The 26475-nt window shown below is 68.8% G+C and carries 25 protein-coding genes, 2 tRNA genes and 1 pseudogene; 26 read left to right on the forward strand and 2 right to left on the reverse strand.

The window, feature by feature from the left end; genetic code table 11:
• Nucleotides 1-69 precede the first annotated feature (69 nt).
• The gene (locus tag J2X65_RS18740; protein ID WP_213355983.1) at nt 70-408 is read right to left on the reverse strand and encodes a P-II family nitrogen regulator; all 339 of its coding nucleotides are present in this window, start codon (nt 406-408) and stop codon (nt 70-72) included.
• Nucleotides 409-691: 283 nt separating this feature from the next.
• On the opposite strand from J2X65_RS18740, the gene J2X65_RS18745 reads away from it, so the two are divergent.
• From J2X65_RS18745 to J2X65_RS18840, 20 genes are all read left to right on the forward strand, one after another.
• Nucleotides 692-2224, forward strand: coding sequence for an NAD(P)H-hydrate dehydratase (locus J2X65_RS18745; protein ID WP_310204029.1), 1533 nt, complete (start codon nt 692-694; stop codon nt 2222-2224).
• A gap of 146 nt (nt 2225-2370) precedes the next feature.
• Nucleotides 2371-2455, forward strand: a tRNA-Leu gene (locus J2X65_RS18750).
• Nucleotides 2456-2589: 134 nt separating this feature from the next.
• Nucleotides 2590-3951: a trigger factor gene (gene tig, locus J2X65_RS18755; RefSeq protein ID WP_310204032.1), complete on the forward strand. Its 1362-nt coding sequence runs from the start codon at nt 2590-2592 to the stop codon at nt 3949-3951.
• 181 nt (nt 3952-4132) lie between these two features.
• Nucleotides 4133-4765 (forward strand): ATP-dependent Clp protease proteolytic subunit, encoded by a 633-nt coding sequence (locus J2X65_RS18760; RefSeq protein WP_310204035.1) that lies wholly within the window; start codon nt 4133-4135, stop codon nt 4763-4765.
• 447 nt (nt 4766-5212) lie between these two features.
• Entirely contained in the window at nt 5213-6484 is a 1272-nt protein-coding gene (clpX, locus tag J2X65_RS18765; RefSeq protein ID WP_213363152.1) for an ATP-dependent Clp protease ATP-binding subunit ClpX, read from the forward strand.
• A 328-nt stretch (nt 6485-6812) separates the two neighbouring features.
• On the forward strand, nt 6813-9251 hold the full coding sequence (gene lon, locus J2X65_RS18770; RefSeq protein ID WP_310204039.1) for an endopeptidase La: 2439 nt from the start codon (nt 6813-6815) through the stop codon (nt 9249-9251).
• Between the two features lie 306 nt (nt 9252-9557).
• A complete protein-coding gene (locus tag J2X65_RS18775; RefSeq protein WP_018386927.1) occupies nt 9558-9836 on the forward strand; it encodes an HU family DNA-binding protein in 279 nt (92 codons plus the stop codon).
• A gap of 403 nt (nt 9837-10239) precedes the next feature.
• A tRNA-Val gene (locus J2X65_RS18780) sits at nt 10240-10315 on the forward strand.
• Nucleotides 10316-10445: 130 nt separating this feature from the next.
• Complete coding sequence (locus J2X65_RS18785; protein ID WP_310204050.1) at nt 10446-11201, forward strand: HAD-IA family hydrolase; 756 nt, start codon at nt 10446-10448, stop codon at nt 11199-11201.
• Entirely contained in the window at nt 11198-11920 is a 723-nt protein-coding gene (locus tag J2X65_RS18790) for an ATP12 family protein (protein ID WP_310204053.1), read from the forward strand. The genes J2X65_RS18785 and J2X65_RS18790 overlap by 4 nt, the downstream gene beginning before the upstream one ends.
• 20 nt (nt 11921-11940) lie before the next feature.
• Nucleotides 11941-12672: a metallophosphoesterase family protein gene (locus J2X65_RS18795; protein ID WP_310204055.1), complete on the forward strand. Its 732-nt coding sequence runs from the start codon at nt 11941-11943 to the stop codon at nt 12670-12672.
• A 167-nt stretch (nt 12673-12839) separates the two neighbouring features.
• Nucleotides 12840-14141, forward strand: a complete 1302-nt coding sequence (gene glyA, locus J2X65_RS18800) for a serine hydroxymethyltransferase (RefSeq protein ID WP_310204058.1) — start codon at nt 12840-12842, stop codon at nt 14139-14141.
• A 39-nt stretch (nt 14142-14180) separates the two neighbouring features.
• The gene (nrdR, locus tag J2X65_RS18805) at nt 14181-14675 is read left to right on the forward strand and encodes a transcriptional regulator NrdR (RefSeq protein ID WP_310204060.1); all 495 of its coding nucleotides are present in this window, start codon (nt 14181-14183) and stop codon (nt 14673-14675) included.
• A 67-nt stretch (nt 14676-14742) separates the two neighbouring features.
• Complete coding sequence (gene ribD / locus J2X65_RS18810; RefSeq protein WP_310204063.1) at nt 14743-15867, forward strand: bifunctional diaminohydroxyphosphoribosylaminopyrimidine deaminase/5-amino-6-(5-phosphoribosylamino)uracil reductase RibD; 1125 nt, start codon at nt 14743-14745, stop codon at nt 15865-15867.
• Nucleotide 15868: 1 nt separating this feature from the next.
• On the forward strand, nt 15869-16459 hold the full coding sequence (locus J2X65_RS18815) for a riboflavin synthase (RefSeq protein WP_310204066.1): 591 nt from the start codon (nt 15869-15871) through the stop codon (nt 16457-16459).
• Nucleotides 16460-16595: 136 nt separating this feature from the next.
• Nucleotides 16596-17078, forward strand: a complete 483-nt coding sequence (ribH, locus tag J2X65_RS18820) for a 6,7-dimethyl-8-ribityllumazine synthase (RefSeq protein ID WP_310204069.1) — start codon at nt 16596-16598, stop codon at nt 17076-17078.
• A 7-nt stretch (nt 17079-17085) separates the two neighbouring features.
• Nucleotides 17086-17634, forward strand: a complete 549-nt coding sequence (gene nusB / locus J2X65_RS18825) for a transcription antitermination factor NusB (RefSeq protein ID WP_310204072.1) — start codon at nt 17086-17088, stop codon at nt 17632-17634.
• Nucleotides 17635-17641: 7 nt separating this feature from the next.
• On the forward strand, nt 17642-18781 hold the full coding sequence (gene thiL, locus J2X65_RS18830) for a thiamine-phosphate kinase (RefSeq protein WP_310204074.1): 1140 nt from the start codon (nt 17642-17644) through the stop codon (nt 18779-18781).
• A 104-nt stretch (nt 18782-18885) separates the two neighbouring features.
• On the forward strand, nt 18886-19644 hold the full coding sequence (locus tag J2X65_RS18835) for an ABC transporter substrate-binding protein (protein ID WP_310204075.1): 759 nt from the start codon (nt 18886-18888) through the stop codon (nt 19642-19644).
• Nucleotides 19645-19754: 110 nt separating this feature from the next.
• Complete coding sequence (locus tag J2X65_RS18840; RefSeq protein ID WP_310204076.1) at nt 19755-21011, forward strand: FAD-binding oxidoreductase; 1257 nt, start codon at nt 19755-19757, stop codon at nt 21009-21011.
• A 27-nt stretch (nt 21012-21038) separates the two neighbouring features.
• On the opposite strand, the gene J2X65_RS18845 is transcribed toward J2X65_RS18840, so the two are convergent.
• A complete protein-coding gene (locus J2X65_RS18845; RefSeq protein ID WP_310204077.1) occupies nt 21039-21590 on the reverse strand; it encodes an outer membrane protein assembly factor BamE in 552 nt (183 codons plus the stop codon).
• 165 nt (nt 21591-21755) lie between these two features.
• On the opposite strand from J2X65_RS18845, the gene J2X65_RS18850 reads away from it, so the two are divergent.
• From J2X65_RS18850 to J2X65_RS18875, 6 genes and pseudogenes are all read left to right on the forward strand, one after another.
• Nucleotides 21756-22316 (forward strand): ubiquinol-cytochrome C chaperone family protein, encoded by a 561-nt coding sequence (locus J2X65_RS18850; protein ID WP_310204079.1) that lies wholly within the window; start codon nt 21756-21758, stop codon nt 22314-22316.
• Nucleotides 22313-22852, forward strand: coding sequence for a DUF177 domain-containing protein (locus tag J2X65_RS18855; protein ID WP_310204082.1), 540 nt, complete (start codon nt 22313-22315; stop codon nt 22850-22852). Before J2X65_RS18850 ends, J2X65_RS18855 begins: the two co-directional genes overlap by 4 nt.
• A gap of 116 nt (nt 22853-22968) precedes the next feature.
• Nucleotides 22969-24057 carry a phosphate acyltransferase PlsX gene (gene plsX / locus J2X65_RS18860; protein WP_310204084.1) on the forward strand — a complete coding sequence of 363 codons (1089 nt, stop codon included), beginning with the start codon at nt 22969-22971 and terminating at the stop codon, nt 24055-24057.
• Nucleotides 24054-25031: a beta-ketoacyl-ACP synthase III gene (locus J2X65_RS18865; RefSeq protein WP_310204087.1), complete on the forward strand. Its 978-nt coding sequence runs from the start codon at nt 24054-24056 to the stop codon at nt 25029-25031. The genes plsX and J2X65_RS18865 overlap by 4 nt, the downstream gene beginning before the upstream one ends.
• A 75-nt stretch (nt 25032-25106) precedes the next feature.
• The gene (locus tag J2X65_RS18870; RefSeq protein WP_310204124.1) at nt 25107-25448 is read left to right on the forward strand and encodes an integration host factor subunit alpha; all 342 of its coding nucleotides are present in this window, start codon (nt 25107-25109) and stop codon (nt 25446-25448) included.
• Nucleotides 25449-25488: 40 nt separating this feature from the next.
• Nucleotides 25489-25743 (forward strand): annotated as a pseudogene (locus J2X65_RS18875) (MerR family transcriptional regulator); the annotation flags it as partial.
• Nucleotides 25744-26475: the final 732 nt, after the last annotated feature.

A 26475-nucleotide genomic window follows, 5' to 3' on the forward strand; every position in this document is an offset into this window, starting at 1 on the left:
TCTGATGTGCCCTGCCTTTTCAGGCAGCGGGGATTGCCGGGCGTGATTCAAGAGCCCGGCACAACCCCATCAGATGGCGTCGACGCCGGACTCCCCGGTGCGGATGCGGATCGCCTCTTCGATGTTGGAGACGAAAATCTTGCCATCGCCGATGCGGCCGGTCTGGGCCGCGCGCCGGATGGCATCGATCGCCGTCTCCACCATCTCGTCGCCTACGACGACCTCGATCTTCACCTTAGGCAGGAAGTCTACCACGTACTCGGCGCCACGGTAGAGTTCCGTGTGGCCTTTCTGCCGGCCAAAACCCTTGGCCTCGGTCACGGTGATGCCCTGCAGGCCGACTTCCTGCAGCGCTTCCTTCACCTCGTCGAGCTTGAAGGGTTTGATGATGGCCTCAATCTTCTTCATCTGATCTCGTCTCCCTGGCCCGGCCGTCACCGCCGCCGAGCCACCCGCGTCAAAGCAGAACCCATGCCAAGCACGATAGCAGCGCTGAAAGCCGCATGATATCAGCTTGTTGCGAAGCGGCGTATGACGAGCGTGGCGAGCGGCGACCTCGTATTGCTCGTTTCTTCATCGATATGATTAAGAAATGAGCGGAAATCGGCCCGGATTCGCCGCGGGTGCTGCGCTTTAATTAGGCAAAGTGTGTCGCTTTGCCGCTTCCGATGGCCGAAGCAGGAGAGGCGAGATGTCCACAGCCTCACGAGGGGCGGCCGGCGACGGGGCCGGGTTCGAGTTGCTGACGCCGGGCGAGATGGGGCGGGCGGATGCCCTGACCATCGCCGCCGGCACGTCGGGGACGCGGCTGATGGAGCGGGCCGGGACGGCGGTGGCGCAGGCGGCGGCACGGCTGTGCCTTCCCGGCGGGCGGGTGCTGGTGCTGTGCGGGCCGGGCAATAATGGCGGCGACGGCTTCGTGGCGGCGCGGCGGCTGGCCGGGCAGGGCTATCGCGTCACGCTGGCGCTGCTCGGGGCGCGCTTGGGCCTGCGCGGCGACGCCGCTGCCATGGCCGATCTGTGGACCGGTGCGGTGTACGATGCGGCCGAAACCGATGTCCGGCAGGCCGATCTGATCATCGACGCGCTGTTCGGCGCCGGGCTCGCCCGCGACCTCGACGGCGAGGCCCGCGCCCTGGTCGAGCGGGTGAACGCCGCCGGCGTGCCGGTGGTGGCGGTGGACCTGCCGTCGGGCATCGACGGGGCCACCGGCGCGGTGCGCGGGGCGGCGATACGGGCGAGCGCGAGCGTGACCTTCTTTCGTCCGAAGCCCGGACATGTGCTGATGCCGGGGCGGATGCTGGCCGGCCGGCTGGAGATCGCCGATATCGGCATCGACGCCGGGGTGCTGCAAGCGATCGGCCCGCGCGCCTTCGCCAACGTCCCGGAACTGTGGGCGGCGCGATTTCCGCTGCCGCGGATGGACGGGCATAAATATAGCCGCGGCCATCTCGTCGCGGTCGCCGGCCCCGCCTCCGCCACCGGGGCGACGCGGCTGGCGGCGCAGGCGGCGCTGCGGGCCGGCGCCGGGCTGGTGACGGTCGCCTGTCCCGAGGCGGCGCTGGCGATCCACGCGGCGAAGCTCTCGGCGGTGATGGTGCGCGCCGTCGAGGATGCCGACGGGCTGGCGCAGCTGCTCGCCGACCACCGGCTCGGCACGGTGGTGCTCGGCCCCGGCGCCGGGGTGGGGCCGGAGACGCGGCAGAAGCTGGCGGTGGCGGCCGACCGGCGGCTCGTCGTCGATGCCGACCTCATCACCTCCTACGCCGGCGACGCGCGGGGATTGGCGGCGGCCCTCTCCCGTTCGCCCGCCGCGGTGCTGACGCCGCATGACGGCGAGTTCGCGCGGCTGTTCGCCAACGAAGCCTCGGTGCTGGCGGCCCCCTCGAAACTGGAGCGGGCGCGGGCCGCGGCGGCGCTCACCGGCGCCGTGCTGCTGCTGAAGGGACCCGACACCGTGGTGGCGAGCCCGGACGGCCGCGCCGCCATCGCTGCCAACGCCCCGCCCTATATCGCCACCGCCGGTGCCGGCGACGTGCTGGCGGGAATGGTCGGCGGCCTGCTGGCGCAGGGCATGCCGGCCTTCGAGGCGGCCTGCGCCGGCGTCTGGCTGCATGGCGAGGCGGGCAGGGAGGCCGGACCCGGCCTCGTCGCCGACGATCTCGTCGAGGCACTCAGGCCGGTCTATCGGCGGCTGTTCGCCCGGCTCGGCGGGCTGGCCTGAACCCAAAGCTCACGCGCATTTTGGGCTGGCGCGGCGGCAGGTCCGTGCTATAAGCCCGCACCCGGCTGGCGGCACCTATTCGGGTGCGCGCGTCCGTGCGCCTTGGTCGATGGCATCTGCCGATGACCGGAGCGGCGGCGTGCAAAGCGGGCGTGGCGGAACTGGTAGACGCGCTGGATTTAGGTTCCAGTGACGAAAGTCGTGGGGGTTCGAGCCCCTCCGCCCGCACCAGGGTTTGCCCCCGTCCGTTGCCGCCGAGCCAACCCCATCGTCGAGGGCAGGGGCCGCTCCGCGCGGCGCCATCCTCGCAACCGACGCTATCAGATGCGCCACGACGCGGCGCTCACGACGAAGGCCGAACGACAATGCAGGTCACCGAACTCCTCGCCGAAGGTCTCAAGCGCGAATATCGCGTGGTGCTGCCGGCCACCGAACTGGACGCCAAGGCGAATGCCCGTCTCGCCGAGATGAAGGACAAGGTCCGCCTCAACGGCTTCCGCCCCGGCAAGGTGCCGGTCGCGCACCTGAAGCGCATGTATGGCAAGTCGGTGCTCGCCGAGGTGATCGACCAGGCGGTGAACGAGGCCAACTCCAAGATCGTCGAGGATGGCGGCTTCAAGCTCGCCATGCAGCCGAAGGTCGAGCTGCCGCAGGACGAGGCGGCGGTGCAGGACGTCATCGAAGGCAAGGCGGACCTCTCCTACACCGTCGGCATCGAGGTGCTGCCCAAGATCGAACTCGGCGACTTCAAGTCGATCGCCATCGAGAAGCCGGTGCTCGCCGTGACCGACGCCGAGGTCGACGAGGCGGTGTCACGCATCGCCGAGGCCAACCGTCCGTTCACCGACAAGGACGGCGCCGCCGAGAAGGGCGACCGCGTCACCATCTCCTTCGTCGGCTCGATCGACGGCGAGAAGTTCGACGGCGGCAGCGCCGAGGACGTGCCGCTGGTGATCGGCTCCGGCAGCTTCATCCCCGGCTTCGAGGATCAACTCGTCGGCATCAAGGCCGACGAGACCCGCACGGTGAAGGTGACCTTCCCGGCCGAGTACCAGGCCGCGCAGCTTGCCGGCAAGGATGCCGAGTTCGAGACCACCGCCAAGAAGATCGAGGCTCCCGGCGAGCTGACCGTCGACGACGAATTCGCCAAGACCCTCGGCATGGACAGCCTCGAGGCGCTGAAGGAGCAGGTGAAGAGCCGGATCGTGCAGGAGCACACCGCGGCCAGCCGCGCCAAGGTGAAGCGCCGCCTGCTCGACGCGCTCGACGGCCTGCACCAGTTCGACGTGCCGCCGACCCTCGCCGAGCAGGAATTCGAGGGCATCTGGGGCTCGGTGACCCAGGAGATGGAAGCCCAGAAGAAGAGCTTCGCCGACGAGGGCACCACCGAGGAAGAGGCCCGCGCCGACTACGACAAGATCGCCAAGCGCCGCGTGCGCCTCGGCCTGGTGCTTGCGGAAATCGGTGAGAAGAACAACATTCAGGTCACCGACGACGAAGTGACCCGCGCCGTCGTCGAACGTGCCCGCCAGTTCCCCGGCCAGGAGCAGCAGGTGTGGGAGTTCTACCGCAAGAACGCCCAGGCGCTTGCCACGCTGCGCGCGCCGATCTTCGAGGAGAAGGTCGTCGACTTCCTGCTGGAGCTCGCCCAGGTGAAGGAAATCCCCGTCACCCGCGAGGAGCTCTACGCCGAGGACGCTGACGAGAAGCCGGCCGAGAAGGCCTGACGCTTTCGACAGATCGTCGAGATCTCGCGAAGCCGTCGGCCCCCCGGCCGGCGGCTTCCGCTTATGCGGGGATGCCCGCGGCTTAATGGCCGGGCGGGCTGGTCGGCACGCCGTTTCCCACTATTGTGGGGTGGGACAAGATTCGTGGTGCCCTGTGGCGCCGATCCGCCGAGGATAAAATATGCGTGATCCGATCGATACTTACATGAATTATCTCGTCCCGATGGTGGTCGAGCAGACCAACCGGGGCGAGCGCTCCTACGACATTTATTCGCGCCTGCTCAAGGAGCGCATCATCTTCCTGACCGGGCCGGTCGAGGACGGCATGTCGACGCTGATGGTCGCCCAGCTGCTGTTCCTGGAAGCCGAGAACCCCAAGAAGGAAATCTCGATGTACATCAACTCCCCGGGCGGGGTGGTGACGTCGGGCCTCGCCATCTACGACACCATGCAGTTCATCAAGCCGGCGGTTTCCACGCTGTGCATCGGCCAAGCGGCCTCGATGGGCTCGCTGCTGCTCGCCGCCGGCGAGAAGGACATGCGCTTCGCCCTGCCGAATGCGCGAATCATGGTGCATCAGCCCTCCGGCGGCTATCAGGGCCAGGTGACGGACATCCTGATCCACGCCCGCGAGGTCGAGAGCCTGAAGCGGCGGCTGAACGAGATCTATGTCCACCACACCGGACAGGAGCTCAAGAAGGTCGAGGAAGCGCTCGAGCGCGACAACTTCATGACCGCCGATGCCGCCAAGGCGTTCGGCATTATCGACAAAGTGATCGACAAGCGTCCTGATGACGCATCCGCCAAAGGCTGAGCCGCGTAACCTGACTATCGTGTGACAACGTGTTTTCCGGGCAACGCCGGCTCCCTATATGAAGGGCGGGCGGGCTGTCCGGGAAACCGGCACTTGCGCACAAGGCGGCATCGCGCTTGCATGGGTGACATGCGTCGCGACGATTTGCATGATGCGGCAGCGTGCGTAATTGTTGATCAGGTGGTGTGACGAGGTGACGACAGGCAGCGTTCGGTCCATGTGAAAGCGGGGACGGCACGATTGCCTTCTTGATCGGTCCGGCGGACCCATGCTTGGCTAGGAGCGTTGGCTAGGCGTGGTCGGCTTGCCGGCGGATCGGACCCTCGGGTCACTTTCTGACAGACGGCCCTGATGCCGTCGCGTTTCTCCCTCTTGGAGGCCCGCGGCGGCCTGCGAGACTGAGGCGAGGCCGGGCATCCCCGGTCCGCCGAGCGGACGGAGAGACGCATGAGCAAGGTTGGCGGCAGCGACAGCAAGAACACCCTCTACTGCTCGTTCTGCGGCAAAAGCCAGCACGAGGTCCGCAAGCTGATTGCGGGACCGACCGTGTTCATCTGCGATGAATGCGTCGAGCTGTGCATGGACATCATCCGCGAGGAGAACAAGTCCTCGCTGGTGAAGTCCCGCGACGGGATTCCCACCCCCAAGGAGATCTGCAAGGTCCTGGACGACTACGTGATCGGCCAGTTCCACGCCAAGCGCGTGCTCTCCGTGGCGGTGCACAACCACTATAAGCGGCTCAACCACGCCACCAAGCATGGCGACGTCGAGCTCGCCAAGTCGAACATCCTGCTGATCGGGCCGACCGGCTCGGGAAAGACGCTGCTCGCGCAGACGCTCGCCCGCATCCTCGACGTGCCCTTCACCATGGCGGATGCGACGACGCTCACCGAGGCGGGCTATGTCGGCGAGGATGTCGAGAACATCATCCTCAAGCTGCTGCAGTCGGCCGACTACAATGTCGAGCGGGCGCAGCGCGGCATCGTCTATATCGACGAGATCGACAAGATCAGCCGCAAGTCCGACAACCCGTCGATCACCCGCGACGTCTCGGGCGAGGGCGTGCAGCAGGCGCTCTTGAAGATCATGGAAGGCACCGTCGCCTCCGTGCCGCCGCAGGGCGGGCGCAAGCATCCGCAGCAGGAGTTCCTGCAGGTGGACACCACCAACATCCTGTTCATCTGCGGCGGCGCCTTCGCCGGGCTGGACAAGATCATCTCCTCGCGCGGCAAGGGCACCTCGATCGGCTTCGGTGCCGTCGTGCATGCCCCGGAAGACCGCCGCCCGGGCGAGGTGTTCCGCGAGGTGGAGCCGGAGGACCTGCTGAAATACGGGCTCATCCCGGAATTCATCGGCCGCCTGCCGGTGATCGCCACGCTCGAGGACCTCGACGAGGCGGCGCTGAAGAAGATCCTCTCCGAGCCGAAGAACGCGCTGGTCAAGCAGTATCAGCGGCTGTTCGAGATGGAGAATGTCGAGCTCACCATCCATGAGGAGGCGCTGGGCGCCATCGCCCGCAAGGCCATCGAGCGCAAGACCGGCGCCCGCGGCCTGCGCTCGATCATGGAGGGCATCCTGCTCGACACCATGTTCGACCTGCCCGGCCTCGAAGGCGTCGAGGAGGTGGTGATCTCCAAGGAGGTCGTCGAGCAGAATGCGCGTCCGCTCTACATCTACGCGGATCGTGCCGCTGCCGGCGACGCGGGCGCGAGTGCCTGACGGCGCGCGAAGGACGGATACGGCCGGGCGCCAAGGCCCGGCCGAGGCTTCCCAGGGGAGCCGAGCCAGCGTTGCCGCGCGGGGCGCGGCGGCGGTTCTGCCACGGGGCGAGGGCGCCCTTGACGGAGCCGGACGGCATCTCCATCTGAGCTTCAACCCCCGGTCCTCGATCGGAACGACCTGCCCGACGCGGCCTAACCTTCCGCAATCGCAAGCAAAAGTTCGTTCGCGTTCCGGCCGCATTGCGGCACGGTCCCACGGCAAGCTGCGCGGATTTCATCCTGCGCAAAGCTCCGGCGGCCGGCCGTCAACAGAAAGGTAAAGAGCCATGACGAGCCCGAAGCCTCGCACCGCGCTCACGCCCGGCGTTCCCCAGACCTTCCCCGTTCTGCCGCTGCGCGACATCGTCGTCTTCCCGCACATGATCGTGCCGCTCTTCGTCGGCCGCGAGAAGTCGATCCGCGCGCTCGAGGAAGTGATGCGGAACGACACCTTCATCCTGCTGGCGACGCAGGAGAACGCCTCCGACGACGACCCGGCCACCGATGCCATCTACAAGATCGGCACGCTGGCCTCGGTGCTGCAGCTGCTGAAGCTGCCCGACGGCACCGTGAAGGTGCTGGTCGAGGGCATCTCGCGCGCCAAGGTCAGCCACTACACCGACCGCGTCGACCTGTATGAGGCCGAGGCGGTGGCTTTGGAGGAGGATGCCGGCAACAAGATCGAGGCCGAGGCGCTGGGGCGCTCGGTGCTCAGCGAGTTCGAGAGCTATGTGAAGCTCAACAAGAAGGTCTCGCCGGAAGTCGTCGGCGTCGTCACCCAGATCGAGGACCACTCGAAGCTGGCCGACACCGTCGCCTCGCATCTCGCGGTGAAGATTCCCGAGAAGCAGGCGGTGCTGGAGATCCTCAAGGTCCCCGCCCGGCTGGAGAAGGTGCTCTCGCTGATGGAGTCCGAGATCTCGGTGCTCCAGGTGGAGAAGCGCATCCGCACGCGCGTCAAGCGCCAGATGGAGAAGACCCAGCGCGAGTACTATCTCAACGAGCAGATGAAGGCGATCCAGAAGGAACTCGGCGACGGCGAGGAAGGCCGCGACGAGCTTGCCGAACTGGAAGAGCGCATCAAGACCGTCAAGCTGTCGAAGGAAGCCCGCGAGAAGGCGACGCACGAGCTGAAGAAGCTGCGCCAGATGTCGCCGATGTCGGCGGAAGCCACGGTCGTGCGCAACTATCTCGACTGGCTGCTGTCGATCCCGTGGGGCAACCGCTCCAAGGTCAAGAAGGACCTGCCCTATGCGCAGGGCCTGCTCGACGCCGAGCATTACGGCCTCGACAAGGTGAAGGAGCGCATCGTCGAATATCTCGCGGTGCAGAGCCGGCAGAACAAGCTCACCGGCCCGATCCTGTGCCTCGTCGGCCCGCCCGGCGTGGGCAAGACCTCGCTCGGCAAGTCGATCGCCAAGGCGACGGGGCGCGAATTCGTGCGCATGTCGCTCGGCGGCGTGCGTGACGAGGCCGAGATCCGCGGCCACCGGCGCACCTATATCGGCTCCATGCCCGGCAAGATCATCCAGTCCATGCGCAAGGCCAAGAAGGCCAACCCGCTGATCCTGCTGGACGAGATCGACAAGATGGGCGCCGATTTCCGCGGCGATCCCTCCGCCGCCCTGCTCGAGGTGCTCGACCCCGCGCAGAACTCGACCTTCAACGATCATTACCTCGAGGTCGATTACGACCTGTCGAACGTGATGTTCGTGACGACGGCGAACACGCTGAACATCCCGCCGGCCCTCTTGGACCGCATGGAAGTGATCCGCATCGCCGGCTACACCGAGGACGAGAAGGCGGAGATCGCCAAGAAGCACCTCATTCCTCAGGCCCTGTCCAAGCACGGCCTGAAGACCGAGGAGTGGTCGATCGACGACGAGGCGCTGCTCACCCTGGTGCGCCGCTACACGCGGGAAGCCGGCGTGCGCAACCTTGAGCGCGAGATCTCCAACCTCGCGCGCAAGGTGGTGAAGGAACTCATGCTCACCAAGAAGAAGAGCGTGAGGATCACCGTGGCGCAGCTGGAGGAATATCTCGGGCCGCCGAAGTTCCGCTACGGCGAGGCCGAGCTCGAGGACCAGGTCGGCGTGGTGACCGGTCTCGCCTGGACGGAAGTCGGCGGCGAGATCCTGACCATCGAAGGCGTTATGATGCCCGGCAAGGGCAAGATGACGGTCACCGGCAATCTGCGCGACGTGATGAAGGAATCGATCTCGGCGGCGGCCTCCTATGTCCGCTCGCGGGCCGTCGATTTCGGCGTCGAGCCGCCGCTGTTCGAGCGCCGGGACATCCATGTCCATGTTCCCGAGGGGGCGACCCCGAAGGACGGGCCGTCGGCCGGCGTCGCCATGGCGACCGTGCTGACCTCGGTGCTGACCGGCATCCCGATCCGCCGCGACATCGCCATGACCGGCGAGATCACGCTGCGCGGCCGGGTGCTGCCGATCGGCGGCCTGAAGGAGAAGCTGCTGGCGGCGCTACGCGCCGGCATCAAGAAGGTGCTCATCCCCGAGGAGAACGCCAAGGATTTGGCGGACATCCCGGACAATGTGAAGAACGCGCTGGAGATCGTGCCGGTGTCGCGGATGGACGAAGTGCTCCGTCATGCGCTGGTGCGGCAGCTCGAACCGATCGTGTGGGAAGAGAAGCCGATCGACGCCCCGACGCCGGTCGAGCCGGTGATCGCGCGGGAGGAGGGCGGCGCCGCCGCCGCCCACTGACCGATCCACCGCCTGAAATGCGAACGGCCCCGGACATCCGGGGCCGTTTTCGTTTGAGCCGGCAGCCGTCGGCGACCGGCCTTGAGTCGGCGCGGCGGATGGACGCGCTGCCACGCTCAAATTGGAGGCGTGCAAAACATCTCATGCTTGATGTATCATGATACCGCAAACTGCATAAAACCGTTTATTCATGCGGGTTTTGAGGCCGATCGTGCTTGCAATCGCCGCAATTTAGGGAAAGGTACGCGCCCGTCGTCCGTGCACTCCACTGACGATTCTTGTGCAATCAAGGGAAGGAACGGTCTCATGACCACGAAGAACGAACTCGTCGCCGCCGTGGCCGAGCAGGCCAAGCTGACGAAGGCGGCGGCTGCCGCCGCGGTCGACGCGACCTTCGATGCCATTGCCGCTTCGCTGAAGGCCGGCGAGGAAGTGAAGCTCATCGGTTTCGGCAGCTTTTCCGTCGTCACCCGCGCCGCGCGCGAGGGCCGCAATCCCCGCACCGGCAACCCGGTGAAGATCGAGGCCTCCAAGGCGCCGAAGTTCACGCCCGGCAAGGGCCTGAAGGAAACCGTCAACGGCTGATCGCCGTTCGGACGCGCGGACCGGGGCGCGCCAGCCACGCAAATGGGCGCGCCCCGCCGCAGCCGGCATCATGCCCGGCTGTCCGGCGGGAAGCCGGTCCGCGGGTTTCCGGTTCGCCTCCGGCCGGACGCCTGGTCCGGCGGAGGCTCCCGCACCGGGGCATCGTGCTCCGCTGCCGGAAATGCGGGACGCCGTGCGCCGCATTCTGCTTCCGGGCGCGCATCGGGCCGCTGCCTTCGCGGCCGATCCGGCGGGAATATGCGGCAAGACCGTTTACGCGGCCGCTGATTCCGATTATCTCGCCCATGAGCCGGCCATGGCCGGCGGGGTGCTGTCCTCGGCCGCCAATGCGGCGGCCATCGGCAGCGCCCGGACACGCAGCGGCATGGCCGCGGGTCGGCGAGGGCGGTTAGCTCAGTTGGTAGAGCATCTCGTTTACACCGAGAGGGTCGGCGGTTCGAGCCCGTCACCGCCCACCACCGGCCGCAGCGCGCCGCGCGGCGAGCCGATACCGCAGGCCAGGGGCCATCGGCTTTCCTTCATACCATCGACGCCTGTCGCGAGCGGTCGCGACCGGCCGGAGCCGGCGCGATGCCGGATGGAAAGATCGTGAAACTCGCCCTCTTCGACTGCGACGGAACCCTGGTGGACAGCCAGCATGTCATCGTCTCCGCCATGACCCGCGCCTTCGACCGCGCCGGCATCGTGCGGCCACCGCGCGAGGCGATCCTCGGCATTGTCGGGCTGTCGCTGGTGGAGGCGATGCGCAAGCTCGGCGACAATGCGCCGGATTTTCCCGCCGAGGAACTGGCCGGCCTCTACCGCACGGCGTTCCATGAGCTGCGCGACGAGGGCGACTTCACCGAGCCGATGTTTCCCGGCATGCGCGATCTCATCGAGATGCTGCACCTCCGCGACGACGTGCTGGTCGGCATGGCCACCGGCAAGTCGCAGCGCGGCGTCGCCTCGGTGCTCAGGCATCACGGCATGGAAGGCCGGTTCGTCACCATCCAGACCGCCGACGACGCGCCCTCCAAGCCGCATCCCGCCATGGTGCAGCAGGCGATGGCGGCGGTGGGAGCGCGCCGGCACGAGACGGTGCTGATCGGCGACACCAGCTACGACATGATCATGGCGCGGGCCGCCGGGGTCGGCGCCATCGGCGTCACCTGGGGCTACCACGCGCCGGAAATGCTGGAGGAGGGCGGGGCGCACCTGCTGGTGAACGGCGCCGGCGACCTGGCGCGGGGGCTCGACGAGATCTGGCGGCAATTGGCCCAGGAAAACGCGGAGGCTGAAAGCGCGGGGACCGAAAGCGCGGGCGCCGAAGGTTTGGGTGCGGAAAGTTTGGGGGCTCGCCGATGAGCCTCGGCAGCGCCGCCGCGCCGATCAAGCGCTTCTACAAGGACGTGAGCGTGGTGCCAGGCCCGGAAGGGTTCCAGGTGCAACTGGACGGCCGCCCGGTGCGCACGCCCGGCCGGCACATGCTCAGCGTGCCCGGCGCGGCACTGGCGCAGGAGATCGCCGCCGAATGGGCGGGGCAGGGCGAGACCATCGATCCCCTCTCCATGCCGATCACCCGCCTGGTCAATTCGGCGCATGACGGCGTTGCCGCGGCGATGGAGGCGGTGGGGGCGGAGATCGTGCGCTATGCCGGCAGCGACCTGGTCTGCTACCGCACCGACGGGCCGGCGAAGCTGGTGGCCCTGCAGGCGGAGCTATGGGACCCGGTGCTCGACTGGGCGAAGGCGCGGTTCGACGCACGGTTCCTGCTCGCCGAGGGGGTCATGCACGTCACCCAGCCGCAGGCTTCGCTCGATGCCGTGGCGGCGCGGCTGCCCGGCGATCCGCTGCGCCTCGCCGCGCTGAATTTGATGACCACGCTGAGCGGCTCGGCGCTGATCGCCCTCGCGGTGCTTGAAGGACAGCTATCCGCCGAGGCAGGCTGGCGCGCCGCGCATATCGACGAGGAAGTGCAGGAAGAGCTCTGGGGCGCCGATCGCGAGGCCGAGTTGCGCCGGCAGGCGCGCTGGCGGGATTTCCGCGCCGCCGCCCGGCTGGCGGAACTGCTCGGGGCGCCGTGAAGCGGGCGCGGGAGAACAGGGTGGACGGAGCTGGCAGCGGGACAACCCCCTACCGTATCCCCGACGGGCTGCGGGTCTATGCCTTCGGCGACATTCATGGCCGCCTCGATCTGCTGGAACAATTGCTGGCGGCGGTGGAGCGCGACGCGGCCGGCCATGCGGATCTGCGGCTGGTGTTTCTCGGCGACTATGTCGACCGCGGCCCGGACAGCCGGGCGGTGATCGAGCGGCTGGCCGGGCTGAAGGCGGCGCGCGGCGCCATCTGCCTCACCGGCAACCACGAGGCGATGATGCGCGCGGCGCTGGACGGCAGCGGCCCGCTCGAGCGGTGGCTCGACAATGGCGGCGCGGCGGCGCTGGCCTCCTATGGCGTGCGGGCGGAAGACTTCGCCGGCCGCGACCGCGAGGCCGAACTGCGCCGGGCGGCGCAGGCGGCGATTCCGGCCGGGCACGCCGCGTTCCTGGCGGCGCTCGAGGTCAGCGCCAGTTTCGGCGGCTATTTCTTCTGCCATGCCGGGGTGCGGCCAAGCGTAGCGCTGGAGCGGCAGACGGACGAGGACCTGATCTGGATCCGGCGCGCCTTCCTCAACTCCACCGCGGATTTCGGCAAGCGGGTGGTGCACGGGCATACGCCTGTGGCACAGGTCGAAATCCGGCCGAACCGCATCGACGTCGATACCGGCGCCTACAAGACCGGGCGGCTGAGCTGCGTGGCGCTGGAAGGCGCCGACGTGCGGGTGCTGCAGACGTGAGGCCGCCGCCGGGCGCGGCCAACGTGCCGTCTTCATGCCAGCCCTGCGCCGGCATGCTTTGAATCGCCGCTGCCGCTGTGGTAAGCGACCCGGCATGTTCGCACGGGCGCGTGCGGCCACGCTTCTCTCCGCCAAGCCTGTCGCGCCCGGAGCCACGGAGGCCCCTGATGTCGTCGCCCGTTTCCGCCGCGCAGCCGGCGAACGCGTTCTTTTCCGCCAGCCTTGCCGAGACCGATCCCGAACTCGCCTCGGCGATCTCCGCCGAGCTCGGTCGCCAGCGCGACGAGATCGAGCTGATCGCCTCCGAGAACATCGTCTCGCGGGCGGTGCTGGAAGCGCAGGGCTCGGTGCTCACCAACAAATATGCCGAGGGCTATCCGGGCCGGCGCTATTATGGCGGCTGCCAGTTTGTCGATGTCGCCGAGAACCTCGCCATCGAGCGGGCCAAGAAACTATTCGGTGCCGGCTTCGCCAATGTGCAGCCCAACTCGGGCAGCCAGGCGAACCAGGGCGTGTTCTTCGCGCTGCTGCAGCCGGGCGACACCTATCTCGGCCTCAACCTCGCCGCCGGCGGTCACCTGACCCACGGCTCGCCGGTGAACATGTCCGGCAAGTGGTTCAAGGCGGTGCCCTATGGCGTGCGCGAGGACGACCAGCGCATCGACTATGCCGAAGTTGCCAAGCTGGCCGAGGCGCACAAGCCGAAGCTGATCGTCGCCGGCGGCTCGGCCTATCCCCGCCATATCGACTTCGCCAAGATGCGCGAGATCGCCGACCAGGTCGGCGCCTATCTCATGGTCGACATGGCGCATTTCGCCGGCCTCGTGGCGGGCGGCGTGCATCCCTCGCCGGTGCCGCACGCGCATGTGGTGACCACCACCACCCACAAGACCCTGCGCGGCCCGCGCGGCGGCATGATCCTCACCAATGACGAGGACATCGCCAAGAAGATCAACTCGGCGATCTTCCCCGGCATCCAGGGCGGCCCGCTGATGCATGTGATCGCCGCCAAGGCGGTGGCGTTCGGCGAGGCGCTGCGCCCCGATTTCAAGGTCTATGCGAAGAACGTGGTGGAGAACGCCAAGGCGCTTGCGGAAAACCTCAAGGGCCACGGGTTCGAGATCGTCTCCGGCGGCACCGATACGCATCTGATGCTGGTGGACCTGCGGCCGAAGAAGCTCACCGGCAAGGTGTCGGAGATCGCGCTCGGCCGCGCCCACATCACCACCAACAAGAACGGCATCCCGTTCGACCCCGAGAAGCCGTTCGTGACCTCGGGCGTCCGCCTCGGCACCCCCGCCGGCACCACGCGCGGCTTCGGCGTCGCCGAGTTCCAGCAGATCGGCGACATGATCGCCGAGGTGCTGGACGTGCTGTCGCAGAAGGGCACCGACGAGGACAGCCTCGTCGAGGCCGCGGTGCGCGAGAAGGTGAAGGGGCTGCTCGCCCGCTTCCCGATCTACAACTGAGGCCGGCCCCCGAGGGTTTTCGCGGCAAGAGGTCACGACATGCGCTGTCCCTATTGCGGGAGCCTCGACACCCAGGTGAAGGACTCCCGTCCCACCGAGGACAGCGCCGCCATTCGCCGCCGCCGCATCTGTCCGGATTGCGGCGGCCGCTTCACCACCTTCGAGCGGGTGCAGCTGCGCGAACTGACCGTGCTGAAGCGCTCCGGCCGCCGGGTGCCGTTCGACCGCGACAAGCTGGCCCGCTCCATCGAGGTGGCGCTGCGCAAGCGGCCGGTCGACCCCGAGCGGGTGGAGCGGCTGGTCTCCGGCCTGGTGCGCCGGCTGGAAAGCCAGGGCGAGAGCGAGATCACCTCGGAGCAGATCGGCGAACTGGTCATGGAGAGCCTGAAGCAGCTCGACGACGTCGCCTATGTGCGCTTCGCCTCGGTGTACCGCAATTTCCGCGAGGCCAAGGATTTCCACGCGCTGATCGGCGAATTGCAGACCCGCGAGCCGATCGGTTTGCCCGATGATGCCGACGCCGACAAAGAGTGACCGTGCCACGCCTCCCGAGCCGTCCGGGACGGCCCCGGCGCCGCGCCCCGACCCCGTGAAGGCGAATATGGGGGCGGCGGATATGGGGGCGGTGGATGCGGCGCTGATGGACTCGGCGCTGGCCATGGGCCGCCGGCATCTCGGCCAGACCTGGCCGAACCCGGCGGTCGGCGCCGTGGTCGCCCGGTTCGACGGCGCTCGACATCCGCTCATCCTCGGCCATGGCGCCACCGCGCCCGGCGGGCGCCCGCATGCCGAGCCGCAGGCGATCGCCCAGGCCGGCGCGGCGGCGCGCGGGGCCACGCTCTATGTCACCCTGGAGCCCTGCTCGCATCACGGACGCACGCCGCCCTGCGTCGACGCCATCCGCGCCGCCGGCATTGCCCGCGTGGTGGCGGCGATCGGCGATCCCGACGAGCGGGTGGCCGGGCGGGGCTTTTCCATCCTGCGCGCGGCCGGCATCGAGGTGACGGTGGGGCCGGGCGCCGACGAGGCGCGGCTGGCCCATGCCGGCCATATCAGCCGCATCCTGCGCGGCCGCCCGCATGTGATGCTGAAGCTCGCCATTTCCGCCGACGGCAAGGCCGGGCTGGAAGGCCGCCGCCCGGCCGCCATCACCGGCGAGGCGGCGCGGGCGCGGGTGCATATGATGCGCGCCACCCATGACGCGGTGCTCACCGGCATCGGCACCGTGCTCGCCGACGACCCGGACCTCACCTGCCGCCTGCCCGGCATGGCGGGCCGCTCGCCGGTGCGGGTGGTGCTCGACAGCTCTCTGCGGCTGCCGCAAACCGCGCGGCTGCTCGGCAATCTCGACGTCGCTCCGGTGTGGGTGATCACCGGGGAGGTGGCGCCGGCGGAAGCCGAGCGGGCGCTGGTGGCGCGGGGCGTCGAGGTGATGCGGGTCGGCATGACCGCCGCCGGGGCGCTCGATCTCGAGGCGGCGCTGCGGCTGCTGGCGGCGCGGGGCATCACCCGCGTGATGGTGGAGGCCGGGCCGAGGCTGTCCACCGGCTTCCTCAAAGCCGGCCTCGTCGACGAGGCGAGCCTGTTCGAGGCGCCGACCTTGCTGGGACGCCATGCGGTCGATGCGCTGGAGGGGGTGCCGCTCTCGGCCCTCGATGACTATCTGACCACGGTTGAAACCGAGCGGCACGGGCCGGACCGGCTGCGCATCCTGAGGCGACGCTAGCATGTTCACGGGGATCGTCACCGATATCGGCGAAGTGGTCGCGGTGGAGCGCCGCAACGACGTGCGCCGGCTGACCATCGCGACGGCCTATGACACCGCCACCGTCGATCTCGGCGCCTCCATCGCCTGCGCCGGCGTGTGCCTCACCGTGGTGGAGACCGAGCCGGCGCGCTTTTCGGTGGAGGCGGCGCCGGAGACGCTGGCGCTCACCACCGTCGCCGACTGGGCCGAGGGCGCGCGGATCAACCTGGAGCGGGCGCTGAAGATCGGCGACGAACTCGGCGGCCATATCGTGCAGGGCCATGTCGACGGCCAGGCCGAGGTGATCGCCCGCGAGGACCTCGGTGAGACGACGCGCTTCACCTTCGCGGCGCCGCGCGCGCTGGCACCCTTCATCGCCATCAAGGGCTCGGTGACGCTGGATGGCACCTCGCTCACCGTCAACACGGTGGAAGGCGAGCGCTTTTCCTGCCTGCTCATCCCGCACACGCTGGCCAACACCACCTGGGGCGCGGTGCAGCCGGGCGACCGGGTGAATATCGAGGTCGACATGATGGCTCGCTACGCCGCGCGGCTGGCGGAATTCCGCTGAGGCGGAATTCGGCGCTGCGCCGACCCGGGGATCAGAGTTGCGCTGACGCGGGGATCAGTGTTGCGCTGACGCGTCTTGCGGAGTTCCGCCGACCGGCGTAGGTCATCGCTCCGTTTACGAATAAGAGGTTTATCCCATGGCGATCCCCCGCCGCGCCGCCGAGGCGAATGAGCGTCTGGACGGCGTGCGCATCCTGATCGTCGAAGGCCGTTTCTATGACGACCTCAATGACGAACTGCTGGCCGGCGCCCGCGCCGCCGTCGAGGCCGTCGGCGCCAGCTGCGAGGTGGTCACCGTGCCCGGCGCGCTGGAGGTGCCGACCGCCATCCTCATCGCCCTCGACGACGCCGAGGCGGCCGGCAAGCCGTTCGACGCCGCGGTGGCGCTCGGCTGCGTGGTGCGCGGGGAAACCTACCATTTCGAGATCGTCGCCGGGGAATCCTCCCGCGCGCTGATCGACCTATCGGTGAGCCGCAAGCTGCCGCTCGGTAACGGCATTCTCACGGTGGAGAATGACGAGCAGGCCTGGGTGCGCGCGCGGGTGACCGACGGCAACAAGGGCGGCGGCGCCGTCGAGGCGGCGCTGGCGCTGCTGCGCCTGAAGCGCCGTTCGTGGTGAGGCCAAGATGAGCAACTCGACCGACGCCAAATCCAGCGACGGCAAATCCGCCGACGCCAAGTCCGCTGACGCCAAGTCCTCGGGCGGCAAGACGGTGAACCACAAGCCGCTGCGCAAGAGCGCAGCGCGGCTCAATGCGGTGCAGGCGCTGTACCAGATGGACGTGGCGCAGACGCCGCTCCCCGAGATCCTCGCCCAGTTCGAAAGCCACTGGATCGGCCAGGAGATCGAGGGCGACGAGATCGCCAGCGCCGACCTCACCCTGTTCCGCGACGTGGTCGGCGGGGTGGTGCGCGAGCAGCGGGCCATCGATCCGATGCTCGACGCCGCGCTGGTGAAGGGCTGGCCGCTGAAGCGCATCGAGACGGTGCTGCGCGCGGTGCTGCGCGCCGGCGCCTATGAGCTGCACGGCCGGCCGGACATTCCCGCCCGCGTGGTCGTCGCCGAATATGTCAACGTCGCCGCGGCTTTTCTCGATCGCGAGGAAACCGGAATGGTCAATGCGGTGTTGGATGGACTGGCGCGCGAGATGCGCGCGGGTGAATTCGGCGGCTGAGGCGATCATGGCGGGCAGGCGGGGCGGCGGCGGTTCCGGCAGGGCAAAGCCCTCCGGCGAAGGCGGAGCTCCCGGCGAGGCGGGCTCCCCCCACCTGGCAGAGGCCGCCGGCCAAGATAGTGCTTCCGGCCAAGACGGTGCCTCCGGCGAGGACAAGCTGATCGCCCGCCTGTTCGGCTCGCTCGCCACCCATCCCGGCGCGCTGGGGCTCACCGACGACGCCGCCTTCCTCACCCCGCCGCCCGGCCACGACCTCATCCTGACCAAGGACGCGCTGGTGGCCGGGGTGCATTTCTTTCCCGAGGATCCGCCGGTGAGCATCGCCCGCAAGGCGATGCGGGTGAATCTTTCCGACCTCGCCGCTAAGGGCGCCCGCCCGCTCGGGGTGCTGCTCGCCTTCGCCATTCCGCCCGATATGGATGACGCGGCGCTGGCGGCGTTCGCCCGCGGCATCGGCGAGGACGCGCGGGATTATGGCGCGCCGCTGCTCGGCGGCGACACGGTGAAGACGCCCGGACCGTTCACCGTCTCGATCACCGCGCTCGGCGCGGTGCCGAGCGGGACCATGGTGAAACGATCCGGCGCCCGGCCCGGACAGGCGATCGTGGTGACGGGCAGCATCGGCGACGGTGCGCTCGGCCTTGCCCTGCGGCTCGATCCGTCGCGGCCGGGCTTCCGGGGGCTCGACCCGGCGGAAAAGGCGATGCTCGCCGACCGCTATCTGCACCCGCGCCCGCGGCTGGCGCTGGCCGAGGCGCTGCGCGCGCATGCCAGCGCCGCCATGGACATCTCGGACGGGCTGATCGGCGATACGGCGAAACTACTCGCGGTCTCAGGCGTCGGCGGCACCATCGAGGCCGCCTCGGTGCCGCTGAGCGCCGCGGCGCGGGCGGCGGTGGCCGCCGAGACGGCGCTGCTGGAGACGGCGCTGACCGGCGGCGACGACTACGAGATCCTCGCCACGGTGCCGCATGACCGGCTCGACGCGCTGAGCATGGTGGCGACCGCCGCCGGATTCGGCCTGACGGTGATCGGGGCCACCCATGCTGTCGGCCCCGCCGCCGCGCCTGACGGCGCCGGGCTGACGGTGCGCGCGCCGGACGGCCGCGCGTTGGCGCTCTCCCGCCGCAGCTTCAGTCATTTCTGAGGGTACCGGCCTTCTCGGTCTTTCCGCCGATTGCCCATGACATCGGGGCGCCCTAGCTTGCGCCCAGACGGGCCCGCCGGCCCGCCCAACCGAGGGCTTCGCCAATGAAGATCGCCAAGCTATTCGCCGCCGCCGCCGTGCTCGCCCTGACCGCCGCGACCGCGCAGGCAGAGACCATCCGCATCGGCACCGAAGGCGCCTACCCGCCCTTCAACTCGGTCGATTCCTCCGGCCAGCTGGTCGGCTTCGACATCGATATCGCCAAGGCGTTGTGCGAGAAGATGAAGGTGGAATGCACCTTCGTCGCGCAGGATTGGGACGGCATCATTCCGGCGCTGCTCGCCAAGAAGTTCGATGCCATCGTCGCCTCGATGTCGATCACCGACGAGCGCAAGGAGAAGGTGGCCTTCACCGTCCCCTACTACCAGACGCCCGGCAGCTTCATCGCGCCGAAGGACACCAAGATCACCGACATCTCGCCGGCGGCGCTGAAGGGCAAGACCATCGGCACCCAGTCCTCGACCACGGCGGCGGTGTATCTGGAGGAAAAGTACAAGGATTCCGAGATCAAGCTGTATCCGACCCAGGACGAGGCCAATGCCGACCTCGCCGCCGGCCGGCTCGACGGCATCCTCGCCGACAAGTTCGTGCTGTATGAGTGGCTGGAGAAGAGCAGCGACGGCAAGTGCTGCACATTCGTCGGCCCGGACCTGAAGGACGTCAATCCGCAGGGCACCGGCATCGCCGTCCGCAAGGAGGACAACGAACTGCGCGAAAAGATCAACGCGGCGATCAAGGAGATCGTCGCCGACGGCACCTACAAGAAGATCAACGCGAAGTACTTCCCCTTCGACATCTACTGAGACGCCCGTTCGCATTCACCGGCGCGGCACCCCGGCGGGCGGCCGCGCCGGCCTTTCCCCAGTCGAGCCCAGCCCGGCGCCTGCGTGCCGGCCAGCGGATGGTAACCCCCATGAAAGTCGATACGCTCGTGCTCGGCGCCGGCATCGTCGGCACCAGCGTGGCGCTCAATCTCAAGCTGCGCGGGCAGGCGGTGGCGCTGGTGGACCGGCGCGGGCCGGGCGAGGAGACCTCCTACGGCAATGCCGGCCTCGTCGAGCGGGCGTCGATCTATCCGGTCGCCTTCCCGCGTGACCTCAAGGCGCTGATGGAGGTGGCCCTCGGCCGCAACCCGGCGGCGAACTACCACTGGGACGCGCTGCCGGGGCTGATCCCGTGGATGTATGCCTATTGGAAGGCCTCGGCGCCCGAGCGCATCCTCGCCTATGCCCGCACCATGGAGACGCTGCTGCGCCACAGCCTCGACGAGCATGCGCGGCTGGCGGCGCTGAGCGGGGCGGAATCCTATTTTCGCGAAGGCGGCTGGCTGAAGCTCTACCGCACGCCGCAGGGGCTGGAGCATGAGCGCTCGGAATTCCCGCTGGCCCGGCAATACGGCCTCTCCATGCGCGAGCTCAGCGTCGACGAGGCGCTGGCGCTGGAGCCTGATCTGCGGCCGGACTTCACCGGCGCGGTGATCTGGAACGATCCGCATTCGGTCTCCAGCCCCGGCGGCGTCACCGCCGCCTATGCGCGGCATTTCGCGGCGCTGGGCGGCGAGATCCGGGTCGGCGACGCCCGCGGCCTGGTCCGCCTCGGCAGCGGCTGGGCGATGAGCACCGCCGGAGGCCTCGTCGAGGCCCGCCAGCTGGTGGTGGCGCTGGGGCCGTGGGCGGACGACGTGCTGCGGCCCTTCGGGGTGCGGCTGCCGCTGGCGGTGAAGCGCGGCTACCACATGCATTACCGGGGCGAGGGCGGGGCGAAGCTGTCGCGGCCGGTGCTCGACGAGGAGGGCGGCTACGTCATCACGCCGATGGAGCTCGGCATCCGCCTGACCACCGGCGTGGAGTTCGCCCGCCGCGATGCCCGCAAGACGCCGGTGCAGCTGGAGCGCACCGAGGCCACCGCCCGCAGGCTGTTCCCGCTCGGCGCGCGCGTCGAGGCCGAACCATGGATGGGCTGCCGGCCGGCGCTGCCGGACATGCTGCCGGCGATCGGCCCGGCGAGCGGGCCTGGCGGCGAGACGGTGAAGGGGCTGTGGCTGGCCATCGGCCACCAGCATCTCGGCTTCACGCTCGGCCCGATCACCGGGCGGCTGCTCGCCGAGATGATGAGCGGCGAGACGCCGACGGTGGACCCGGCGCCGTTCGCGCCGGCGCGCTTCGGCTGAGGCGGGCCGCAGCGAACGGCCGGCCGGTCAGTCGTTGCTGGGGCCGCCGAGCGCCGAGGTGAAGATCTGGCCGAGCACCGAGAGTTCCTGGCCACCGGTCGGGGTGGTGCGCGAGACGAAGTCGAACACCTTGCCGTCCTTCAGGCCGTAGTCGGCGATGCGGGTGACGCGCTTGTCCTTGGGGTCGAAATAGATCGCCAGCACCCGCTGCTCGATCACCTCGGGCCGCATGAACATCACCTTCTTGGTCTTCTGCGAGATGTAATAAAACACCTCGCCGTCGACGGTGGCGACGGTGGAGGGCGTGCCGAGAACCAGCAGCACCTGCTCCTGGCTGGAGCCGACCGGGATCTGGTCGAGCGCGCCGGGGGTGGGCACATAGCCGCGCTGCTGCTCGGTGACGAAGTTGGAGGGCGTGCGGGCGAGGCCCATGCTGGCGGTCGACACCGGCATGTCGGCACAGGCGGCAAGGCCGGCGCAGATGACGGCGACACCGCCGACCCCGGCGATGCGCGCGGGCCGCTGCCCGGTGCGTCCGCCCCGGTGGTCCGCCTGCCGTCTCTCAAACCGCACTGCCATTCATCCTACTCCTGTGCCTACTCTCGCACATCGTTCCGCGCAAAAAGCACAAGGAACCGCCGCGAGGCAACGGGAAATCCCGGTCCGGGCTTGCCAGTCGTTCACACCCGCGCTAACCCGCCCCGATACGGCGCCAGCGCGGCGGCAACGAGGCAGAGGCCCGCCATGATCCTGCGATTCTTCCGCCGGAACGACGGAGGCGAGACCATCCAGCGGCTCTATGGCGCGATCGTGGCGCAGTCGCGCGATCCCGCCTATTACACGATCTATGGCGTCGCCGACACCATTGCCGGCCGCTTCGAGATGATCCTCCTGCACGCCTTCCTGCTGTTTCACCGCCTCAAGGACGAGGGCGAGGCGGGCCAAGAGCTGGGTCAACGGGTGTTCGACGCCTTCTGCCGGGACATGGACGCCAATCTGCGCGAGATGGGCGTGGGCGACCTGACCGTGCCGAAGAAGATGAAGAAGGTCGCTTCGGCTTTCTATGGCCGCGTCGGCGTCTATGATACGGCGCTCGGCACCGGCGAGGCGGCGCTGGCTGAGGCGCTGCTGCGCAATGTCTACGACTCGGCGCCGGACCGTCGGCCCGAGTCCGTCGCGCTGGCGGCGCGACTGCGCCAAATGGCGGCGGCGCTGGCGGCGACGCCGTTCGAGACCTTCGCGCGCGGCGAATTGCCCCTGCCGGCTGCCGACGCGCCCACCTTCGTGGAGAACACATCATCATGAGCGATGCGGCCCCCCTGACCCATCCCGTCCTCGTCGCCTCGATCCCCGATGACGGGATGACGGTGAAAATCGCGCCGGACGAGGCGACGCGCGCGGCGCTCGCCAAGGATTTCGGCATTGTCGGCATCCCCCGGCTTGACGCCACCGTGACCCTGACCCCGGAACGGGGCGGCGGCGTGCGGGTGAGCGGCCAGGTCGACGCGGTGGTGCGCCAGACCTGCGTGGTGACGCTGGAGGATTTCGACGCGCCGGCGCACGAGGAGATCGAGCTGAGCTTCGCGCCGGCCGACCGGCTGCCGGAGATCCGCCCCGGCCAGGAAATCGAGGTGGGCGAGCAGGATCTGCCGGATCCGATCGTCGACGGCCTCATCGATGTCGGCGCCGTGGTGGCGGAGTTTCTCGCGCTGGGGCTCGATCCCTATCCGCGCAAGCCGGGGGCGGTGTTCAAGAAGCCGGCCGAGCCCGGGCCGGAGGAAATCTCGCCTTTCGCCGCGCTTGCCCGGCTGAAAAACACCGAGGGCGGTGGCGGCAGCTGACCGTAAAGTTGCCCCGGAGCGGCCAGCCGCTATTGTCACGCGCCCGCAACTGGGGCATGCCCTCATCGGCCGGCCGCGAGCCGCCGGCCCGAATGAACGAGATCAGTAGCCGCTTCATGTCATCGCCCGTCCGAATCGCGCTCGACGTTATGGGAGGGGACCACGGCGCCGACGTCGTGATTCCCGGCACCGCCGTCGCGCTGACGCGGCATCCCGACATCCGCTTCCTGCTGTTCGGCGACGAGGCGAAGATCCGCAGCCTCCTTGCCCAGCATCCCAAGCTCGCCGCGGCGAGCACGGTCTTCCATACCGACGTCGTCGTCACCATGGAGGACAAGCCGAGCCAGGCGCTCCGGCGCGGCCGCAAGGTCTCCTCCATGTGGAAGGCGATCGACGCGGTGCGCCTCGGCGAGGCCGATTGCGCGGTCTCGGCCGGCAATACCGGCGCGCTGATGGCGATGGCCAAGGTCAACCTCAAGACCATGGCCGGCATCTCCCGCCCCGCCATCGCCTGCCTGTGGCCGACGCTGCGCGGGGAAAGCGTGGTGCTCGACGTCGGCGCCTCGATCGGCGCCACCGCCCAGCACCTCGTCGACATGGCGGTGATGGGCGCGGCGATGGCGCGCATCGTCTTCGACATCGAGACGCCGAAGGTCGGCCTGCTCAATGTCGGCGTCGAGGAGATCAAGGGCGTCGAGGAGGTGAAGGAGGCCGGGGCGACGCTGCGGGCCGCCGACTATGCCGGCCTTGACTATCACGGCTTCGTCGAGGGCGACGATATCGGCCGCGGCATCGTCGATGTAGTGGTGACCGAGGGCTTCTCCGGCAACATCGCGCTCAAGACCGCCGAGGGTACCGTCAAGCAGTTCGCCGAATTCCTGCGCGGGGCAATGCGCTCCAGCCTGATGGCGAAGATCGGCTATCTGTTCGCGCGCGGTGCCTTCGCGCTGCTGCGCGAGAAGCTCGACCCGCGCAAATCGAATGGCGGGGTGTTCCTCGGGCTCAACGGCGTGGTGATCAAGAGCCACGGCGGCACCGATGCCGAGGGCTTCGCCTCGGCGATCGACATCGGCTACGACATGGTGCGTTACGCCTTGCTGTCGCGCATCGAGGCGGGCATCAAGGGGCGGCCTCGGGCGGCCTCCGCCGGCGCTTCGCCGGGCGAGGACGGAACGCAGGCGGCAGAATTGCAGGTTTCATCGTGAGCAGCTTGACTTCAGTGGTGCGCGGCGTCGGCGCCTATCTGCCGGCGCGTGCCCTCAGCAATGCCGACCTGGCCCAGATGGTCGACACCTCCGACGAGTGGATCGTCCAGCGCACCGGCATTCGCGAGCGGCATATCGCCGCCGATGACGAGGTGACGTCCGATCTGGCGATCAAGGCGGCGCAGGCGGCGCTCGCCAATGCCGGGCTCGAGGCGCAGGACATCGACCTGATCGTGCTCGCCACATCGACGCCGGACAACACCTTCCCCGCCTCGGCGGTGACGGTGCAGGCCGGGCTCGGCATCACCCACGGCGCCGCCTTCGACGTGCAGGCGGTGTGCTCCGGCTTCGTCTTCGCGCTGGCAACCGCCGACAACTTCCTGAGGGCCGGCAGCTTCCGCCGGGCGCTGGTGATCGGCGCCGAGACCTTCTCGCGCATCCTCGACTGGTCGGACCGCACCACCTGCGTGCTGTTCGGCGACGGCGCCGGCGCGCTGGTGCTGGAGGCGGTGCCGGCCAGCGGCGCGCCCGACCCGCGTGGCGTGCTGACCACGCATCTGCGCTCGGACGGCCGCCACAAGCACAAGCTCTATGTCGATGGCGGCGTCTCCTCGACCAAGACCACCGGCTATCTGCGCATGGAGGGCCGCGAGGTGTTCCGCCACGCGGTCGGCATGATCACCGACGTCATCACCGATGCCTATAAAGCCACTGGGATCGACTCGTCGACCATCGACTGGTTCGTGCCGCACCAGGCCAATCGGCGCATCATCGATGCGAGCGCGGTGAAGCTCGGCATCGCGCCGGAAAAGGTGGTGCTGACCGTTGACCGGCATGGCAATACCTCTGCTGCCTCGATCCCGCTGGCGCTGGCCACTGCGGTGGAAGACGGGCGGATCAAGGCCGGCGACATCGTGCTGCTGGAAGCCATGGGCGGCGGTTTCACCTGGGCCTCGGCGCTGGTTCGCTGGTAGGCTGCACGCCGGCATGGCGTCGATGCGTTCGCCCGTTGACCTGTGCGGGCGACGGCGCCTAGGTTGACGCAGGGCATCGCCACAACACGAAGAAGGCGGAGACGGGCAATGGCAGGTCGGACGATCACGCGCGCGGATCTTTGCGAGGCGGTGTATCAGCGTGTGGGACTGTCGCGGACCGAATCCGCCGCGCTGGTGGAGACCGTGCTTACCGAGATCGCCGATTGCGTGGCGCGCGGCGAGACGGTGAAGCTCTCCTCCTTCGGTTCCTTCGTGGTGCGCCAGAAGGGCGAGCGCATCGGCCGCAACCCGAAGACCGGCGAGGAAGTGCCGATCGCGCCGCGCCGCGTGATGGTGTTCAAGCCGTCCAACATCCTCAAGCAGCAAATCAACGGCGACGAGGTCACTGAAGAGTGAGCCGAACCGTGTCGTGAGCCGAAGGGAAGGAACCTTCGCCGTGGAGAAGAGCCCGGACGCCTTCCGCACCATCAGCGAGGTCGCCGAAGAGCTCGATCTGCCGCAGCACGTGCTGCGGTTCTGGGAAACCAAGTTCCCGCAGATCCGCCCGCTCAAGCGCGGCGGCGGCCGGCGCTATTACCGTCCCGACGATGTCGAACTGCTGCGCGGCATCCGCCATCTGCTCTACGGGGAAGGCTACACCATTCGCGGCGTGCAGCGCATCCTCAAGGAGGAGGGGCCGCGCTACGTGCAGGCGGTGCTGCGCGAGGCCATGGGCGAGGCGCCAGGCGGGGGCAGGCCGGAGAACGGCGCCGATGCCGGCGAGGGCCGCCCGACGCCGGAGGCCAGGACATCCTCGCTGAGCGGATTCTTCGGCCTGCTGCCGGGCCGCCGTGGCGGCGCCTCGACGCGGGAGATCGAACCCGAGATCGAGCCGGAGCGTGGGGCATCGCGCAAGCCGGCCCGTCGCCGGCCGTCCGATGACGAGCCGAACTTCCTCGACATGCCGCTGCTGCCGGACCTCGATCCGCGCCCGGCGGAGCCGCGTGATGTCGCGCCGCGCTTCGAGCCGTCGCGGCATATGGAGTCGCGCCACTCCGAGACGCGACATGCCGATCCGCGACATGCCGAGCCGCATCAGGATTCGAGGCATGGCGAGCCGCGTTTCGATTCCCCCGACGAGAACGGGCCGGTGTTTCCGTTCCGCGGCGTCGGCGGCGAGCCGGAGCCGCCTTTGGCGGCGCCCCGCCATGCGGAGCCGCCCAAGCCGCTTTCCGCGCCCTATGCGCCGGTATCCGCTACGCATGAGGAGCCGTCGGCCCGGCTGACCGCGTTCCGTCCGCTGCAGGGGCCGGAAGACGGCCTCTCGGAGGACGAGGTGCGGCAGCTGAAGGCGGCGCTGGCCGATCTGCAGGAGTGCTACCGCCTGCTGCTGGAAGCCCGCCGGGGCGAGGCCTGAGCACGGCTCAGGAACCATCGTCCCGGC

It is taken from the genome of Ancylobacter sp. 3268, from assembly GCF_031456575.1.
Taxonomy (GTDB): Bacteria; Pseudomonadota; Alphaproteobacteria; order Rhizobiales; family Xanthobacteraceae; genus Ancylobacter.

Bases quoted from the DNA above. Each gene is read 5' to 3' on its own strand.
- J2X65_RS18740 (WP_213355983.1), bottom strand. From the start codon at position 408: ATGAAGAAGATTGAGGCCATCATCAAACCCTTCAAGCTCGACGAGGTG.
- J2X65_RS18745 (WP_310204029.1), top strand. From the start codon at position 692: ATGTCCACAGCCTCACGAGGGGCGGCCGGCGACGGGGCCGGGTTCGAG.
- tig (WP_310204032.1), top strand. From the start codon at position 2,590: ATGCAGGTCACCGAACTCCTCGCCGAAGGTCTCAAGCGCGAATATCGC.
- J2X65_RS18760 (WP_310204035.1), top strand. From the start codon at position 4,133: ATGCGTGATCCGATCGATACTTACATGAATTATCTCGTCCCGATGGTG.
- clpX (WP_213363152.1), top strand. From the start codon at position 5,213: ATGAGCAAGGTTGGCGGCAGCGACAGCAAGAACACCCTCTACTGCTCG.
- lon (WP_310204039.1), top strand. From the start codon at position 6,813: ATGACGAGCCCGAAGCCTCGCACCGCGCTCACGCCCGGCGTTCCCCAG.
- J2X65_RS18775 (WP_018386927.1), top strand. From the start codon at position 9,558: ATGACCACGAAGAACGAACTCGTCGCCGCCGTGGCCGAGCAGGCCAAG.
- J2X65_RS18790 (WP_310204053.1), top strand. From the start codon at position 11,198: ATGAGCCTCGGCAGCGCCGCCGCGCCGATCAAGCGCTTCTACAAGGAC.
- glyA (WP_310204058.1), top strand. From the start codon at position 12,840: ATGTCGTCGCCCGTTTCCGCCGCGCAGCCGGCGAACGCGTTCTTTTCC.
- nrdR (WP_310204060.1), top strand. From the start codon at position 14,181: ATGCGCTGTCCCTATTGCGGGAGCCTCGACACCCAGGTGAAGGACTCC.
- ribD (WP_310204063.1), top strand. From the start codon at position 14,743: ATGGGGGCGGCGGATATGGGGGCGGTGGATGCGGCGCTGATGGACTCG.
- J2X65_RS18815 (WP_310204066.1), top strand. From the start codon at position 15,869: ATGTTCACGGGGATCGTCACCGATATCGGCGAAGTGGTCGCGGTGGAG.
- ribH (WP_310204069.1), top strand. From the start codon at position 16,596: ATGGCGATCCCCCGCCGCGCCGCCGAGGCGAATGAGCGTCTGGACGGC.
- nusB (WP_310204072.1), top strand. From the start codon at position 17,086: ATGAGCAACTCGACCGACGCCAAATCCAGCGACGGCAAATCCGCCGAC.
- thiL (WP_310204074.1), top strand. From the start codon at position 17,642: ATGGCGGGCAGGCGGGGCGGCGGCGGTTCCGGCAGGGCAAAGCCCTCC.
- J2X65_RS18835 (WP_310204075.1), top strand. From the start codon at position 18,886: ATGAAGATCGCCAAGCTATTCGCCGCCGCCGCCGTGCTCGCCCTGACC.
- J2X65_RS18840 (WP_310204076.1), top strand. From the start codon at position 19,755: ATGAAAGTCGATACGCTCGTGCTCGGCGCCGGCATCGTCGGCACCAGC.
- J2X65_RS18845 (WP_310204077.1), bottom strand. From the start codon at position 21,590: ATGGCAGTGCGGTTTGAGAGACGGCAGGCGGACCACCGGGGCGGACGC.
- J2X65_RS18850 (WP_310204079.1), top strand. From the start codon at position 21,756: ATGATCCTGCGATTCTTCCGCCGGAACGACGGAGGCGAGACCATCCAG.
- J2X65_RS18855 (WP_310204082.1), top strand. From the start codon at position 22,313: ATGAGCGATGCGGCCCCCCTGACCCATCCCGTCCTCGTCGCCTCGATC.
- plsX (WP_310204084.1), top strand. From the start codon at position 22,969: ATGTCATCGCCCGTCCGAATCGCGCTCGACGTTATGGGAGGGGACCAC.